This is a genomic window from Pseudorhodobacter ferrugineus DSM 5888 (assembly GCF_000420745.1).
Taxonomy (GTDB): Bacteria; Pseudomonadota; Alphaproteobacteria; order Rhodobacterales; family Rhodobacteraceae; genus Pseudorhodobacter; species Pseudorhodobacter ferrugineus.
The window spans coordinates 18958-32664 of the sequence record NZ_ATVN01000009.1 but is presented as its reverse complement, the minus strand read 5'-3'; the positions used below and the strand labels follow the sequence as shown (position 1 = coordinate 32664).

Annotated in this window: 11 protein-coding genes; 2 read left to right on the top strand and 9 right to left on the bottom strand. The window is 60.0% G+C overall.

The genetic code is table 11. The annotated features are described in order from the left end of the window. Positions 1-174 precede the first annotated feature (174 nt). Positions 175-1578 carry a UDP-N-acetylmuramoyl-L-alanine--D-glutamate ligase gene (gene murD / locus G560_RS0109590; protein ID WP_028913932.1) on the bottom strand — a complete coding sequence of 468 codons (1404 nt, stop codon included), beginning with the start codon at positions 1576-1578 and terminating at the stop codon, positions 175-177. A gap of 179 nt (positions 1579-1757) precedes the next feature. Between murD and G560_RS0109585 the strand changes: the two genes are divergently transcribed. Both G560_RS0109585 and G560_RS0109580 read left to right on the top strand, forming a co-directional pair. Beyond that, positions 1758-2735, top strand: a complete 978-nt coding sequence (locus G560_RS0109585) for a sodium-dependent bicarbonate transport family permease (protein ID WP_022704097.1) — start codon at positions 1758-1760, stop codon at positions 2733-2735. A 3-nt stretch (positions 2736-2738) separates the two neighbouring features. Then, positions 2739-3047: a P-II family nitrogen regulator gene (locus G560_RS0109580; RefSeq protein ID WP_022704096.1), complete on the top strand. Its 309-nt coding sequence runs from the start codon at positions 2739-2741 to the stop codon at positions 3045-3047. A gap of 177 nt (positions 3048-3224) precedes the next feature. Here G560_RS0109580 and G560_RS0109575 read toward each other — a convergent pair whose 3' ends face one another. From G560_RS0109575 to G560_RS0109540, 8 genes are all read right to left on the bottom strand, one after another. Beyond that, complete coding sequence (locus G560_RS0109575) at positions 3225-5054, bottom strand: P-loop NTPase fold protein (protein ID WP_022704095.1); 1830 nt, start codon at positions 5052-5054, stop codon at positions 3225-3227. 160 nt (positions 5055-5214) lie between these two features. Continuing rightward, positions 5215-6297: a phospho-N-acetylmuramoyl-pentapeptide-transferase gene (gene mraY, locus G560_RS0109570; protein ID WP_022704094.1), complete on the bottom strand. Its 1083-nt coding sequence runs from the start codon at positions 6295-6297 to the stop codon at positions 5215-5217. Beyond that, a complete protein-coding gene (locus G560_RS0109565; RefSeq protein WP_022704093.1) occupies positions 6297-7739 on the bottom strand; it encodes a UDP-N-acetylmuramoyl-tripeptide--D-alanyl-D-alanine ligase in 1443 nt (480 codons plus the stop codon). The genes mraY and G560_RS0109565 overlap by 1 nt, the downstream gene beginning before the upstream one ends. Positions 7740-7896: 157 nt before the next feature. Further along, the gene (locus tag G560_RS0109560; RefSeq protein WP_028913931.1) at positions 7897-9369 is read right to left on the bottom strand and encodes a UDP-N-acetylmuramoyl-L-alanyl-D-glutamate--2,6-diaminopimelate ligase; all 1473 of its coding nucleotides are present in this window, start codon (positions 9367-9369) and stop codon (positions 7897-7899) included. Between the two features lie 19 nt (positions 9370-9388). Further along, positions 9389-11176: a peptidoglycan D,D-transpeptidase FtsI family protein gene (locus G560_RS0109555; protein WP_022704091.1), complete on the bottom strand. Its 1788-nt coding sequence runs from the start codon at positions 11174-11176 to the stop codon at positions 9389-9391. Continuing rightward, positions 11173-11583: a cell division protein FtsL gene (ftsL, locus tag G560_RS18950; RefSeq protein WP_022704090.1), complete on the bottom strand. Its 411-nt coding sequence runs from the start codon at positions 11581-11583 to the stop codon at positions 11173-11175. The genes G560_RS0109555 and ftsL overlap by 4 nt, the downstream gene beginning before the upstream one ends. Then, a complete protein-coding gene (rsmH, locus tag G560_RS18945; RefSeq protein WP_022704089.1) occupies positions 11583-12611 on the bottom strand; it encodes a 16S rRNA (cytosine(1402)-N(4))-methyltransferase RsmH in 1029 nt (342 codons plus the stop codon). Before rsmH ends, ftsL begins: the two co-directional genes overlap by 1 nt. A gap of 3 nt (positions 12612-12614) precedes the next feature. Then, entirely contained in the window at positions 12615-13136 is a 522-nt protein-coding gene (locus tag G560_RS0109540; RefSeq protein WP_022704088.1) for a division/cell wall cluster transcriptional repressor MraZ, read from the bottom strand. Between the last annotated feature and the right edge of the window lie 571 nt (positions 13137-13707).

Below are 13707 nucleotides of genomic sequence, written 5' to 3'. Positions count from 1 at the left end.
TAGCAACGATCCCCCGTCATGGCTAGGGGTAAGCATAGGTTTAGCCCGCCATTTGTGGGGTTTTTCACAATCCGAACCCCGCCCCCCGCATTCTTTTCGGTCCAAATATCCTCAGGGGGGAATTCGCCTTAAGGCGAAGGGGGGCGCGAGCGCCCCCGCCACCCCTGCCCGCAATCACGCCCCCAACAAGGCTTGCACCCGCGCCACAAAATCATCCCCGCGTTTTTCAAAGTTCGGGTATTGGTCAAACGACGCCGCAGCGGGGGCCAGCAAAACCACTTCGCCGTCTTCGGCCTCGGCGGCGGCGCGGGCCACGGCCACGTCCATTGTTTCGCAAATTTCATGCGGGGTGTCGCCCAGTTCCAGCGCGAAATCGCGGGCGGAATGGCCGATCAGATAGGCTTTGCTAACGGCCCCCAGAAACGGCACCAACCCCTTGATGCCGCCGTCTTTGCCCAAACCGCCCGCGATCCAGCGGATTTTGGGAAAGGCTTGCAGGGCCTTGGCCGCACTGTCCACATTGGTGGCCTTGCTGTCATTGATGAACCGCACCCCTGCCCGTTCGCCCACCAATTGGCTGCGGTGCGGCAAGCCTGCAAAGCTGTGAAAGGCTTGTTCAATCACTTTTGGCCCGATGCCAAGCCCGCGCACGGCTCCGTAGGCGGCGCAGGCGTTTTGGTGGTTATGCGCGCCCGGCAAGCTCGGAACGCTGCGCAGATCAATCGAGGCAACCTGCCGCCCCTTGCGCCATTCACTTAAGAACCCCTTACGCGCAAACACCGACCAGCCAAAGCCTTCCAGCTTTTGCCCGGATGATATACGGATCACGCGGTCATCTTGTGCCCCTTCGGCCATTTGATTGGCCATGAACTGACCCTCCACCTCATCCACCCCGATCACGGCGCGGTCAGGGCCACCTTCGGCAAACAAGCGGCGTTTGGCGGCGAAATAGCCGCCCATGCCGTTGTGACGGTCCAGATGATCCGGCGACAGGTTGGTGAACACCGCGATATCCGGCGTCAATGCGCGCGCCAGGTCGGTTTGATAGCTCGACAGCTCCAACACCACCACTTCGCCGTCAATGCCCGGGTCAATATCCAACACACCGCGCCCGATGTTGCCCGCCATTTGCGTGGGGCGGCCTGCCACCTCTAGGATATGGTGAATAAGTGCTGTTGTGGTGGATTTACCGTTTGATCCCGTCACAGCGATGACACGGGGCAAGGTGTCAAACCCGTCCCAATCATTCGTCGCGTAGCTGCGGAAAAACAAGCCAATGTCGTTGTCAACGGGCACACCCGCCGCCAGCGCCGCCGCGATCACGCGGTTGGGGGTGGGGTAAAGATGCGGGATGCCAGGTGACACGATCAGGGCCGCCACGCCATCAAACGCCCCGTTTCGTCCAAGGTCGGTGCAGGTATGGCCCGCCGCCTCGGCGCGCCCGCGCGCCTCTGGGCTGTCATCCCAAAGGATCGGATCGGCACCACCGGCTGCAAGTGCTGCGGCCGTGGCCAAGCCCGACCGGCCAAGGCCCAAAACCGCGACCCTTTGGCCTTCAAAACAAGTCACAGGAATCATGGCGCGGCCTTTCATTGGGTCAGCGCGCAGAATGCGTGTGGACGCTTTGCGCTGCAAGGGGGCGAATGGCGGCAGGTTGAAAATGCAACAATACCCGACAAAAACCATTATAAATAAAGAATTGTATCTTGTTAATCGCCGCGGGCCTCATATGGTGCGGAAAAATTTGGGGGGATAAGATGCAAGACATTTTGGCGCTGGCGCTCGATAACCTCCTATCTCCAATCATCTTGTGTTTCGTTCTGGGCCTTGCAGCTGCCCTTGCGCGGTCCGATCTTGCCTTCCCCGAGGCGGTGGCCAAGGGTATGTCGCTGTATCTGCTGTTTGCCATCGGGTTCAAAGGCGGGGTCGCGGTGGCCAGCAACGGGATGAGCGGGCAGTTGGGCCTATCGCTGCTGTTCGGGGTGATTTTATCGGCGCTGATCCCCTTTGTGGCCTTTGCCATTTTGCGCGCGATGACCAAATTAAGCGTGACCGATGCTGCGGCAGTGGCGGCGCATTACGGGTCGATTTCGATTGTGACCTTTGTGGCCGCCTCATCGGTGTTAGAGGCGCAGGGGATTACATTTGAGGGCTATATGGTGGCCGTGGCCGCCGCGATGGAGGCCCCTGCGATCCTGTCGGCGCTGTGGTTGATTTCACGCAAAGGGGGGGGCGTGGATCAAGGCGGCCATCTGTGGCGCGAGATTTTGTTGAACGGGTCGATTGTGCTTCTGGTGGGTGCGTTCCTGATTGGTTGGATCACAGGGCCCGAGGGTAAGGCCGAGATTGATGCGTTTATTACGGCCCCGTTCAAAGGGGTTTTGTGCCTGTTCCTGCTGGATATGGGATTGGTCGCGGGCCGCGGTTTGCGGCAGGCGCGGGGCGAGGTGCGGGGCGGGGTCTTGGCCTTTGGGTTACTGATGCCGCTGATCGGGGCGGGGTTCGGGCTGGCGGCGGCTGCGTTGATTGGGTTGAGTTTGGGGGGGGCTGTGTTGATGATGGTTCTGAGCGCCTCGGCTAGCTATATCGCGGTGCCTGCGGCGATGCGGGTCGCCTTGCCTGATGCCAATCCGGCGATATCTTTGACGCTGGCGTTGGGGATCACCTTTCCGTTTAACCTGACGATTGGGATCCCGCTGTATCTGGCGGTAGCAACGGCGATTTTGGGGGGCTAAGCGATGGAAATGCACGCAGCAAAACGGGTGGAAATCATCATCGAAGCGGTGATGGAGACGCGGCTGACAGAGGCGCTGCGGGGGGCCGGAGTTTCGGGCTATACGGTGTTGCCGGTGATGGGCGGCGCGGGGCGGTCGGGGGAATGGAGCCGCGAGGGGCAAATCGGGCGGTCGGGCATGGTGGCCGTGGTCTGTTTGATCCGGCCCGAACGGCTGGACGGGCTGCTGAAAGCGGCCTTTGGCGTGGTGGAGCGCCATATCGGGGTGGTGAGCATTTCGGACACCCAAGTGGTGCGGGCCGAGCGGTTTTGAGGGCTTTTTGGCGGGATGACCGCGCGCGGACATTTCCGTAATGCTTTGAAATTGCAGGGTTTTGCTGATTTCGTTAACCGGATTTTAACGCGGACGCGGGGGCGTTGCTGCAGGCTGCGGGGGGTGCGGCCAGCGGCGGGATATGGATATTTGTGAACAGATGATGGGGTTAGGGCGTTATGAGCGCCTTGAGGGCGGTAACCGTTTTGCTTCATTTGCTTTGTAATCCCTTACATAGGTTTTGAGTTGAGCCTTGCGAAACGCAGAAGCTTTATCTGCAAATTTTTCAATCTCAGCCCAAAAAACGCTAAGCCAATCGCGTTCAAGGTCACGAATATCTTGATCGGGGAACCTTCCCGTCTGGTTACTTGCGCGTTGGTCCAAGGCTTTGAAAAGCGCATATGTGACATCTGTTTTCTGGTCTACAAATACCTTAGCGCAGTTGGGCGCATCAAGATGGGTCAGGATCGGCGCTGTCAGGTAACCTGACCCCCGAAGACCGTCTGTGCGGCAGGTCAAAACCTCAATGACATAATTCAGTTCATCGGGAATTCTGGCTAGTAATTGCGAGGCGACGGTTTCTGTTTGTTTTTTGAATGCGGTGGAAGCAGCCGATTTTAGATGGTCCAGTATGTCATGAAATTCCGGCTCATCTCGATTTGAGTAGCCTAGCCCATCGTAAGCATCACTATCTATCAACTCTCCGCGCCCTGAGCCTTTGCCCCATGGTGGCAAGGTTCCGTTTGCTTGAAGCCTGTCGATATAAGCCTTGGCATCCAACATGACTTTCGCCGCATCCTTGCTAAGCGGACCATCGTCTTTGGCCAAACCAAGAAAAGAGCCAAAGATGTGCATTAGGATATGTGGATTGGTGACAGTAAGGTTTGCAAGATCCGTTTGGACAAGGTGCAAAGCCGCATTAAACTGTTCTTCGTCGCGGTGCCGCCACCAATACAGGGTGCGCCATGCCTCTTCGTTCTTTTGATCCGCAAAACCGCTGGTGTTTTTGAGTGCAGTGCGGATCAGTGCTTGATCTGCGTGGCCATTTGCAATCAGGTCTATGCAAACGTCATTTGGCAAAACATCGCCCTCGTAAATATCAAGCTGAGCGGGTTCGTATTTTTCTGCAGCCAATTCCATGACTGATTTTGATACTTCGCCTTTCGCATTTGAAACGCTGCGCATTGCTCTGGCCCATCCAGCACGCTCGGTTAAGTCTTGCAGACTTAACTTGCCCTTACCGTATTCCATGTGCACAGCAAAATAGGTTGCGATCAGGTCTGACACGGAGGCGCCTTTGGCACGCATACCCTCATCCAACCCCGCATAGAGTTGGGTAAATTCCAGCATGGCGTGGCGCAACAGGCGGAGGTTTTCGAAGGTTGAGAGGGTGAAAACCTCAAGGATACGCACTTGGTTTGTGGTGAGCGCCGCTTTGGAAGCTGGATCGGTGATCTCTTCAAGGAAAGCGGGGAATGCGGCGGCAACATCGGCGTTGATACGGAGGGTGCGGCCTACGAGTTTTTCTTTGTACTTGGCATAATCAGGGTGTTTTCCCTGCAATTCTTCCTCATTGGCGAGGACGATAACGCGTTTCCCTTGGTGTTCAACGAAGCCGTTCAAGTGACCAAAAAGCTCTGGGATTGTCAGCGACGTGCGTTCCAAATCATCGAAAATCAGAGTGGAAGGAAGCCCAATTTGTGCGAAACTCTCGGGTTTCAAATCGAATTTCATGTATTCCAGTGCAGTACCTGCGACGCTGCCCAAGCCTTTGGTCCACGCGTTGTCTAGCAATGGCAATCGTTCCAAGAGAATTGCGCGATCAATATCTTCGGTCTTTTTTGCACCAAAGAGGCTGACGTAGAGAACATCTTTAGAGGCTTTATATGGTTTTATCGCATGGCTTTTGCCCGCCCCCCACGGTGCGTTGATCATTATGGCAAAGCCGGGGTTCGGCAGGGCGAGGTAGTTTTCGAGATAGGCCTTGAGGTGGGGGTTTGCGGTCATGTTCGGCCTCTGCGTTGTATCACTGCAGCTTGCGGTTGATTTGAGGCAGAGCAAGGAGATGTTGCGCTGAAGCGCACCCTACGGGGTTGGAGGAATATGCGTAGGGTGTGCTTTAGCGCACCACGGCAGGCCAAGCGTAGGGTGGGGTTTTACCCCACCGTTACCGGAGTTTCAGGGTGGCGAGGCCGATCAGGGCGAGGATCAGGGAGATGATCCAGAAGCGGATGACGATTTGCGGTTCGGCCCAGCCTTTCTTCTCAAAATGATGGTGGATCGGGGCCATGAGGAACACGCGGCGGCCGGTGCGTTTGAAGTAGAGGACCTGGATGATGACCGACAGCGCCTCGACCACGAACAGCCCGCCGACAATGGCGAGGACGATTTCGTGCTTGGTGCAGACGGCGATGGCGCCCAAGGCGCCGCCAAGCGCGAGCGAGCCAGTGTCGCCCATGAAGACGGCGGCCGGGGGGGCGTTGTACCACAAGAACCCAAGGCCGCCGCCGAAGAGGGCTGCGGTGAAGATGAGGAGTTCACCCGTACCGGGCACGAAATGGACGCCGAGGTATTCGGTATAATTATAGTTGCCAACGACATAGGCGATCACGCCAAGGGTGCCTGCGGCGATCATCACAGGCATGATGGCCAGCCCGTCAAGGCCGTCGGTGAGGTTCACGGCATTGGCCGAGCCCACGATCACGATCATGCCGAAGGGGACGAAGAACCAGCCAAGGTTGATGAGCGTGTTTTTGAAGACGGGCAAGGCAAGTTGGTAGGCCAAGGGCTCGGGATGGGCGAAGGCGGCGGCGGTGCAGGCGGCGGCGGCGATGATTAGGCCGAGGATGAAGCGGAGTTTGGAGCTGACGCCTTTGGTGTTTTGCTTGGAGACTTTGGCGTAGTCATCGGCGAACCCGATCAGGCCGAAGGCGAAGGTGACGCCCAGCACGATCCAGACATAGGGGTTATCAAGCCGCGCCCAAAGGAGGGTCGAAAACAGGAGTGCCGAGAGGATGAGGAGCCCGCCCATCGTGGGGGTGCCGGCCTTGGCAAAGTGGGTTTGCGGGCCGTCATCGCGGATCGGTTGGCCCTTGCCTTGGCGGCGGCGCAGCAGGTTGATGAGCGGCAGGCCGAAGATGAAGCCGAAGATCAGCGCGGTAAAGAACGCCATGCCAGCGCGGAAGGTGATGTAGCGGAACAGGTTGAACACGTCGCCGCCGTCTGAAAACTCCGTAAGCCAGTAAAGCATTATTCCGTCCCTTGATGTGCGGGGTTCGGTTGCCCCAATTTGCGCAAGGCGTCAACCACCAGGCTGACTTTGATACCTTTGGAGCCTTTGACCAGCACGATATCGCCTGCATCGGCGAGGTGCGGGGCCTTTGGCAGCAGTTCGGCAGCGGTTTCAACCCAATGGCCGCGTTTGGATTTGGGCAGGGCGTCGTACAGCGATTTCATCCGTGGGCCGACGCAATGGACCATCGTGATATGGGCCAGCGCGGGGTGATCTGCGAGGGCTGCGTGGAGGGCAAGTTCGGTGGGGCCGAGTTCCAGCATATCGCCGAGGATGGCGATGCGGCGGCCTGTGGAGATGCGGCCCACGCGGTTGGTGGGTTCGCAAGCTGCCAGCAAATCAAGTGCTGCGGCTGTGGAGGCGGGGTTGGCGTTGAAGGCGTCGTCGATCAGGCCGAAGCTGTGGTTTTCGACTGCATCGAGCAGGATGGTTTCACGGGTGCCGCGCCCTGCGGGGGGGGCCCAGCGGCCCAGATCGGTAGTTGTGATGGCGCGGTCAAGGCCGAGGGCATCAGAGGCGGCGAGCACGGCCAGCGCGTTTGCGGCGAAGTGTTTGCCCGGGGTGGAGAGTTTGAAGAGCATATCCTGCCCCGCTTGGCGTGCCCGCGCGATGGTGGCGAATTCGGTGATTTGCACATCGGTCAGGCGGTAGTCGGCTTGGGCATGGGCACCGAACAGCACGGTGGTGACACCTGCGAGCGAGGCTTTGGCGGTGAGGATTGGCGTTACCTCGAGATCCGCAGGAAGGATCGCGGTGCCGCCTTCGACCAGCCCGTCGATGATCGAAGCCTTTTCAGCTGCGATGCCTGCGAGGTTATCAAACGCCTCTAGGTGTGCGGCGGCGACGGTGGTGATGATGACGACATGGGGTTTGGCCATGATCGACAAAGGCGCGATTTCACCGGGGTGGTTCATGCCGATTTCCACCACAGCGATGCCAGTATCGGCGGGCATACGGGCCAGTGTGAGCGGCACGCCCCAGTGGTTGTTATAGCTGGCCTCGGCGGCGTGGAGTTTTGCTTGGCCCGCAAAGGCGGCGCGCAGCATTTCCTTGGTCGAGGTTTTGCCGACCGAGCCTGTGACGCCGATCACGCGGGCCTGTGTGCGGGCACGGGCGGCGGTGCCCAACGCTTCGAGCGCGCGGAGCACATTGGGGACGATGAGGAGCGGGGCATCGGCAGGCACGCCCTTTGGGATATGCGTGACAAGGGCTGCGGCGGCGCCTTTTTCCAAAGCGGCGGCCACGAAATCATGGCCATCACGGATGTCTGTCAGGGCCACGAACAAATCGCCTTTTTGCAAGGTCCGCGTGTCGATGGAAACGCCGGTGGCTTGCCAGTCGGTCGCGGTTTGGCCGCCAGTGGCTGCGATGGCTGCTTGGGAAGTCCAGAGCGGGGTCATGCGGATGGTCCTAACGGGCTGGCGGTCTTATTCAGGCGATCTTGAGAAAGTGGTCTTAAGCGCCCGAACAAGGGGGATTTCACATCCCCCTTGACCCCCTGTGGGATATTTGGGCCGAAAAGAAAGCGGAAGGGGGAAATTGGCGGGGTCTGCGGCATTATATCAGCCCGTCAAGGGCAGCGACGGCGATGGAGGCTTGTTCGGCATCGTCGAAGGGGTAGGTTTGGCCTTTGATGGTTTGGCCGGATTCGTGGCCTTTGCCTGCGATCAGCAGCACATCGCCGGGGCCAAGGGCATCGACGCCGCGCAAAATCGCCTCGGCGCGGTCACCGATTTCGGTGGCCTCGGGACATGCGGCGAGGATGGCGGCGCGGATCAAGCTCGGGTCTTCGGAGCGTGGGTTGTCATCGGTCACGAAGAGGATATCGGCATGGGCGGCGGCGGCGGCCCCCATCAGCGGGCGTTTGGTGGTGTCGCGGTCGCCCCCTGCCCCGAACACCACAACGATGCGGCCCATGACGTGCGGGCGCAGGGCCTTGAGCGCCGTTTCAAGCGCGTCGGGCGTATGGGCGTAATCGACATAGACCGCAGCGCCGTTTTGGCGCGTTGCGGCGAGCTGCATGCGGCCACGCACGCCGACAAGTTGGGGGAGTGTGTTGAAAATCTGGGCCGGATCATCGCCTGCGCCGATGCACAGGCCCGCCGCCAGCACCACGTTTTCGGCTTGAAACCCGCCGATGAGCGCGAGGCGGACCTGATGCGCCTCACCCAGCCATTCGAGGCGCAAATCCTGGCCTGTGGCATCAAAACGCTGGCCCAAGATGCGCAGATCGGCGGTAGGGTCGCGGCCCACGCGCAAGACATCCTGGCCGCGATCTTCGGCGAGGTTCGCCATATCCATGCCGCGGCTGTCGTCGATATTGATCACGGCCACGCCGTCTTCGGGCAGGATGCGGGTGAACAGGCCAGCTTTGGCGTCAAAATACGCCTCGAATGTGTGGTGATAATCGAGGTGATCCTGGGTGAAGTTGGTAAAGCCTGCGGCGACCAGCCGGACGCCATCAAGGCGGCGCTGGTCAAGGCCGTGGCTTGATGCCTCCATCGCGGCGTGGGTTATGCCTGCGCGGGCGGCGTCGGCCAGCATACCGTGCAAGGTGATGGGTTCGGGTGTGGTGTGAGGCGAGGGAGTGTGCCACGCGCCTTCAACCCCTGTGGTGCCGATGTTGATGGCGGCGTGATCGAGGGCCATCCAGATTTGGCGCGTAAAGGTGGCCACCGAGGTTTTGCCATTGGTGCCCGTGACCGCGACCATGGTTTCGGGTTGGGTGCCGAACCACAGGGCGGCGGCATAGGCCAGCGCCTGACGCGGGTCTTGGGTGACGATCAGCGCTGCGGGGGCAATGTCGGCTTGGGCAATCGCCGCCCCTTCGGCATCCGTGAGGATGGCTGCGGCCCCGCGTGCCACGGCGGCGCGGATATATTCGGCGCCGTGAATCACCGAACCGGGCAAGGCGGCAAACAGCGCGCCCTTTTGCACGGCGCGGCTGTCGACGCAAAGCCCTGTGATTACAGGATTATCGCCACCGCGTGCCGTCAGGCCAAGGTCGGAAAGATGTTTGGCCTGTGTCACGAATGCCCCCAAATGCTGGTTATGGTTTGGGTGCTGATACCGCATTCAGGGGGGGATAGTCTATCTTCGGTCGCAGGCCCAACAAGGGGGCTGTGCGGCGGATTACCTCGGCGGCGACGGGAACGGTTGTCCAGCCTGCGGTGCGGCGGGGTTTGGGGCCGGTGTTTTCCGACGCCTCGTCCAGTGTGACCACCAGGACATATTGCGGGTCGGAGGCGGGGAATATGCTGGCAAAGGTGTTGATATTCTTGCCCTTGTCATAGCCGCCACCCTTTTTCACCTTATCCGCCGTGCCGGTTTTTCCACCCACCTCATACCCTTCGACTTCGCCGAAAGACGCGGTGCCACGGGTGACGACCTGGCGCAGCATTGACGCCGAGGCGGCAGCGGTTTGCTGTGACATGACACGGGTGCCTTGCGGGATTGTGTCGCGTTTCAGCAAGGTGGGCGGCAAGAGCACGCCGTCATTGGCAATGGCCGCATAGGCGGATGCCAAATGCATCGGGCTGACCGACATGCCGTGGCCATAGGACGTGGTGATGGTGACGATATCGGCCCAGCGTTTGGGGATCAGCGGGCCTGCGCCCGGGGCCTCGGTCAGCTCGATCGGGACGGGATCAAACAGGCCGAGCGATTTGAAAAAAGCCTGCTGGCGTTCGCCGCCGATTTGCAGCGCCAGATGTGCGGTGCCCACGTTGGAGGATTTGACGATCACATCGGTGACAGACAGCAAGGGCCCGTAGTTTTTGCCTTCGAATTCGCCGATTTTGTGTTTGCCCCAGCGCATGGGCGCGTTGGCATCGACCATCGAGTTGGGATTGACGAGGCCCAGTTCCATTGCCTGTGCGGCGGCAAAGATTTTAGCGGTGGAGCCGAGTTCATAGACGCCTTGAAGCGAGCGGTTGAACAGCGGGCTGTCGCCCGGATCGCCCTGCAGCAAAGGGGTCGGGCGGTCGTTGGGGTCGAAATCGGGCAAGGAGACCATCGAGATAATTTCGCCGGTATGCACATCCAGCAAGACGCCAGCGGCCCCTTTGGCGTTCATCATGACCATGCCCGCCTCTAGCACCTCGGCCATCGTGGATTGGACGGTCAGGTCGATGGACAGGGCCAAGGGCGTGGCGGCTTGGGCGGGGTCGCGCAGGCGCGCATCCATCGCGCGTTCCACCCCTGCGGTGCCGATCACCTCGGCGGAATGCACGCCTTCGGCACCGAAGGACGCGCCACCAAGGACATGGGCGGCCAGTTTGCCATTGGGATAAAGCCGCATATCGCGGGGGCCAAAGAGTAGGCCGGGATCGCCGATGTCATGCACGGATTGCATTTGTTCGGGGCTGAGTTTCTTGCGCAACCACATGAAAGAGCGGCCATCGGTGAAGCGGCGCTCTAGGTCTTCGGCGTTCATGTCGGGGAACAGGGTGGCGAGTTGGGTGGCGACATGTTTGGGGTCAACCATTTGTTTTGGTTGGGCATAGAGCGAGAAGGTCGAAAAATTAGTGGCAAGGATGCGGCCATTGCGGTCGGTGATATCGGCGCGGCGACCGCTGATTTCGGTGCCAGTCGCGGCGGAGCGCGGTTCTTCGGGGACCGAGGCGGCCAAAGTGCCCATGCGGATGCCGACCACTGCAAAGGCGGTAAAGAAAGCGGCGCCGAGCAAGAGCAAACGCCCCTCGGCGCGGTTCAAGGCGCGGGCGCGGGTGTCTTCGGCGCGCAGGCGGATGTTTTCACGTTCAATATGATCGGGGTTTTCCCCCTTTTCGCGCGCTTGCAAGACGCGGGCGAGCGGGCGCAGAGGCGTGCGGATCATAGCGGGTCCTCCGAGGTTTTGGTGCCGTCATTGGGGACGTTTTCGATATGGCCTTCGCCGTCGTTTTCAAACTCGCCCACGGTATCAATCGGGGTGCCCAGTTCGGGCGCGGCGATGGGGGGCAGCGGGAAGGCGACCTGATCGACGGGCGCGAATTGGCCCGGGTCCAACGGCAACAGGCCAAGCGCGTCAAAGTTCAACGCCACGAGGTCACGCAAGCGCGAGGGGCGGTTGAGATAGGCCCATTCGGCGCGCTGCTGCGACAGCGCCTCGCGCAGGTCGGCGATTTCGCGGTTCAGCTTGGACACATCTTTCAGCGCGGCCTGGGTGGCGTAGTTTTCGCGGTAGGCCCAAAAGGCAAGCGACATCAAGACCATAGCAGACAAGATGAACAGGAAGGGGCGCATCAGCGATGTCCTTTTTTGGCAGAGCGGGACTTGTAGGATTGGGTTTCGGGCAACATCGGCACGCCCAAGGCGGCGGGATCGACCGGACCGGCGGGGGCGGTTGTGCGGCGGCCCACGCGGAGTTTTGACGAGCGCGCGCGGGGGTTTGCCGCGATTTCATCGGCATCGGGGGCAACGGCGCCCTTGGTCACAAGGGTGAAGCGGGCCGTATCCTCGGGGCGCTGGGGGGCGTAGCGGTTGGTCTGCGCATCATTGCCCGAGCGGTTTTGGAAAAAGCGTTTGACGATCCGGTCCTCAAGGCTGTGGAACGTAACAACGGCCAAAATGCCACCGGGTTTCAGCGCGCGCTCGGCGGCCATAAGCCCCTCTATCAGCTCGTTAAATTCGGTGTTCACGGCGATACGGATGGCCTGAAAGCTGCGCGTTGCGGGGTGGGATTGGCCCGGTTTAGGGCGCGGCAGGTTGGCCGAAATGATTGCGGCCAGTTGCAAGGTTTTGGTGATGGGTGCGGTTTCGCGCGCGGCCACAATGGCGCGGGCGATCCGGCGCGAGGCGCGTTCCTCGCCGTAGTGATACAGGATGTCGGCAAGCGTTGCTTCGGAGGCGGTGGCGACCAGATCGGCGGCGCTGTCGCCCGATTGGGCCATGCGCATATCCAAGGGGCCGTCCTTGGCAAAGGAAAACCCGCGCGCGGCTTGGTCAAGCTGCATGGACGAGACACCGAGGTCGAGGACGATCCCGTCGAGGGGTTCACCTGCGTGCTGGTCCAATTCGGAGAAATTGCCTGCAACAAGGCGCAAGCGGTCGCCGTATTCGGGGGCCCAAGCGGCGGCCATGTCCAGCGCCAAAGGGTCACGGTCCACGCCCGTCACGGTTTGCGCACCGGCATCGAGCAAAGCACGGGCATAGCCCCCTGCCCCGAAAGTGCCATCAAGCCAATGGCCCGACACGGGGCCAACAGCGGCCAGAATCGAACCGATTAAAACGGGGATATGCGGGCGATCGGGTGTGGGATCGCTGTGTTCCAAGGTCTAAGCCCCCGAATTTGCGGCGGGTTTTGCGCGGCTGAGCAATGCCAGAACGTCCATGCCTTCGGGAAGCTCGTCGTCTTCGTCATCCAGACTGCCGTTCACGGCGTCATAGGTGTCACGCTTCCAGATTTGAAAACGGTCGAGCGTGCCTGCAAATGCGGTTTCGTCGCCATCATCAAAGGCGATTTTGTCACGCACCTTTTGCGGCAAAACGATGCGGCCGTTTTCGTCAATTTCGATTGTCAGGGACCGCGTGATCAGGTCACGTTCGGCGATTTGGCGGGCCTTGGACCCGATATCCAACGCGCGGACCCGTTCGGCCAAAAGATCGGCATCGCGCACCGTATAGCATTCAACGTACTGGCGGGACTTGCCGCCGTAGACCATGACAATACGGGTGCGGGAGGTATCGGAGCTGGACGGATCACCGGCATCGAGGACACGGCGAAAAGCCGCAGGGATGGAGACCCGCGCCTTGCTATCTACCTTTTGGTAGTATTCGCCTCTGAAGTCTTCCGACACGGTGTGATCGTCCCTTTTAGTCCTTTTTCGTTTCGCGTCCGTAAAACGAAGCCCTTTAGAGGTGCCCACAAAACGGAGCGCCTTTAGAGGTGTCCGTAAAACGGCGCCTTTAGAGGTGTCCGTAAAACGGACAACGGCGGATCGGGCTGCTGCCACTGCCCAATCCGCCGCCCTGTCCCGTTTCCGGGGTCTACCGACTGCGCGCGCCACCTGGGGGGATGTCTGCTCGCTCGCGCGCCGGATCTTTGTGTTCGTCGGAAGCAAAATAAGCGGTTGCCTGTATGAGCCTGCTATTTTCGCCTTTTCGGGGTCTTTGGTTGCCCCTGTTTTTTCGTGCCCGTTCTCTTGCTTCCGTGACTTGTTTTTGCCATGGGAATTCATGGGACGCAATGGAAAATTTTGGGCGCCAAGAGGCACATCTTGTTTTGAGTTGGGCTGAAAAACAGCATATAGAGGCAAATTCTGCCAGATGAAGCCTAATTGTGCTGTTGCGTGAAGTTATTACCACTACATGTAGTGGCCGAATTCTTTTCCATCCAATCCCAGAAAAGCCCAATTTTTTTCATGATCA

Coding starts and splice junctions, on each gene's coding strand:
- mraY (WP_022704094.1), bottom strand. CDS start 6,297: ATGCTTTACTGGCTTACGGAGTTTTCAGACGGCGGCGACGTGTTCAAC.
- ftsL (WP_022704090.1), bottom strand. CDS start 11,583: ATGCGCCCCTTCCTGTTCATCTTGTCTGCTATGGTCTTGATGTCGCTT.
- G560_RS0109580 (WP_022704096.1), top strand. CDS start 2,739: ATGGAAATGCACGCAGCAAAACGGGTGGAAATCATCATCGAAGCGGTG.
- G560_RS0109585 (WP_022704097.1), top strand. CDS start 1,758: ATGCAAGACATTTTGGCGCTGGCGCTCGATAACCTCCTATCTCCAATC.
- G560_RS0109565 (WP_022704093.1), bottom strand. CDS start 7,739: ATGACCCCGCTCTGGACTTCCCAAGCAGCCATCGCAGCCACTGGCGGC.
- murD (WP_028913932.1), bottom strand. CDS start 1,578: ATGATTCCTGTGACTTGTTTTGAAGGCCAAAGGGTCGCGGTTTTGGGC.
- G560_RS0109575 (WP_022704095.1), bottom strand. CDS start 5,054: ATGACCGCAAACCCCCACCTCAAGGCCTATCTCGAAAACTACCTCGCC.
- G560_RS0109555 (WP_022704091.1), bottom strand. CDS start 11,176: ATGATCCGCACGCCTCTGCGCCCGCTCGCCCGCGTCTTGCAAGCGCGC.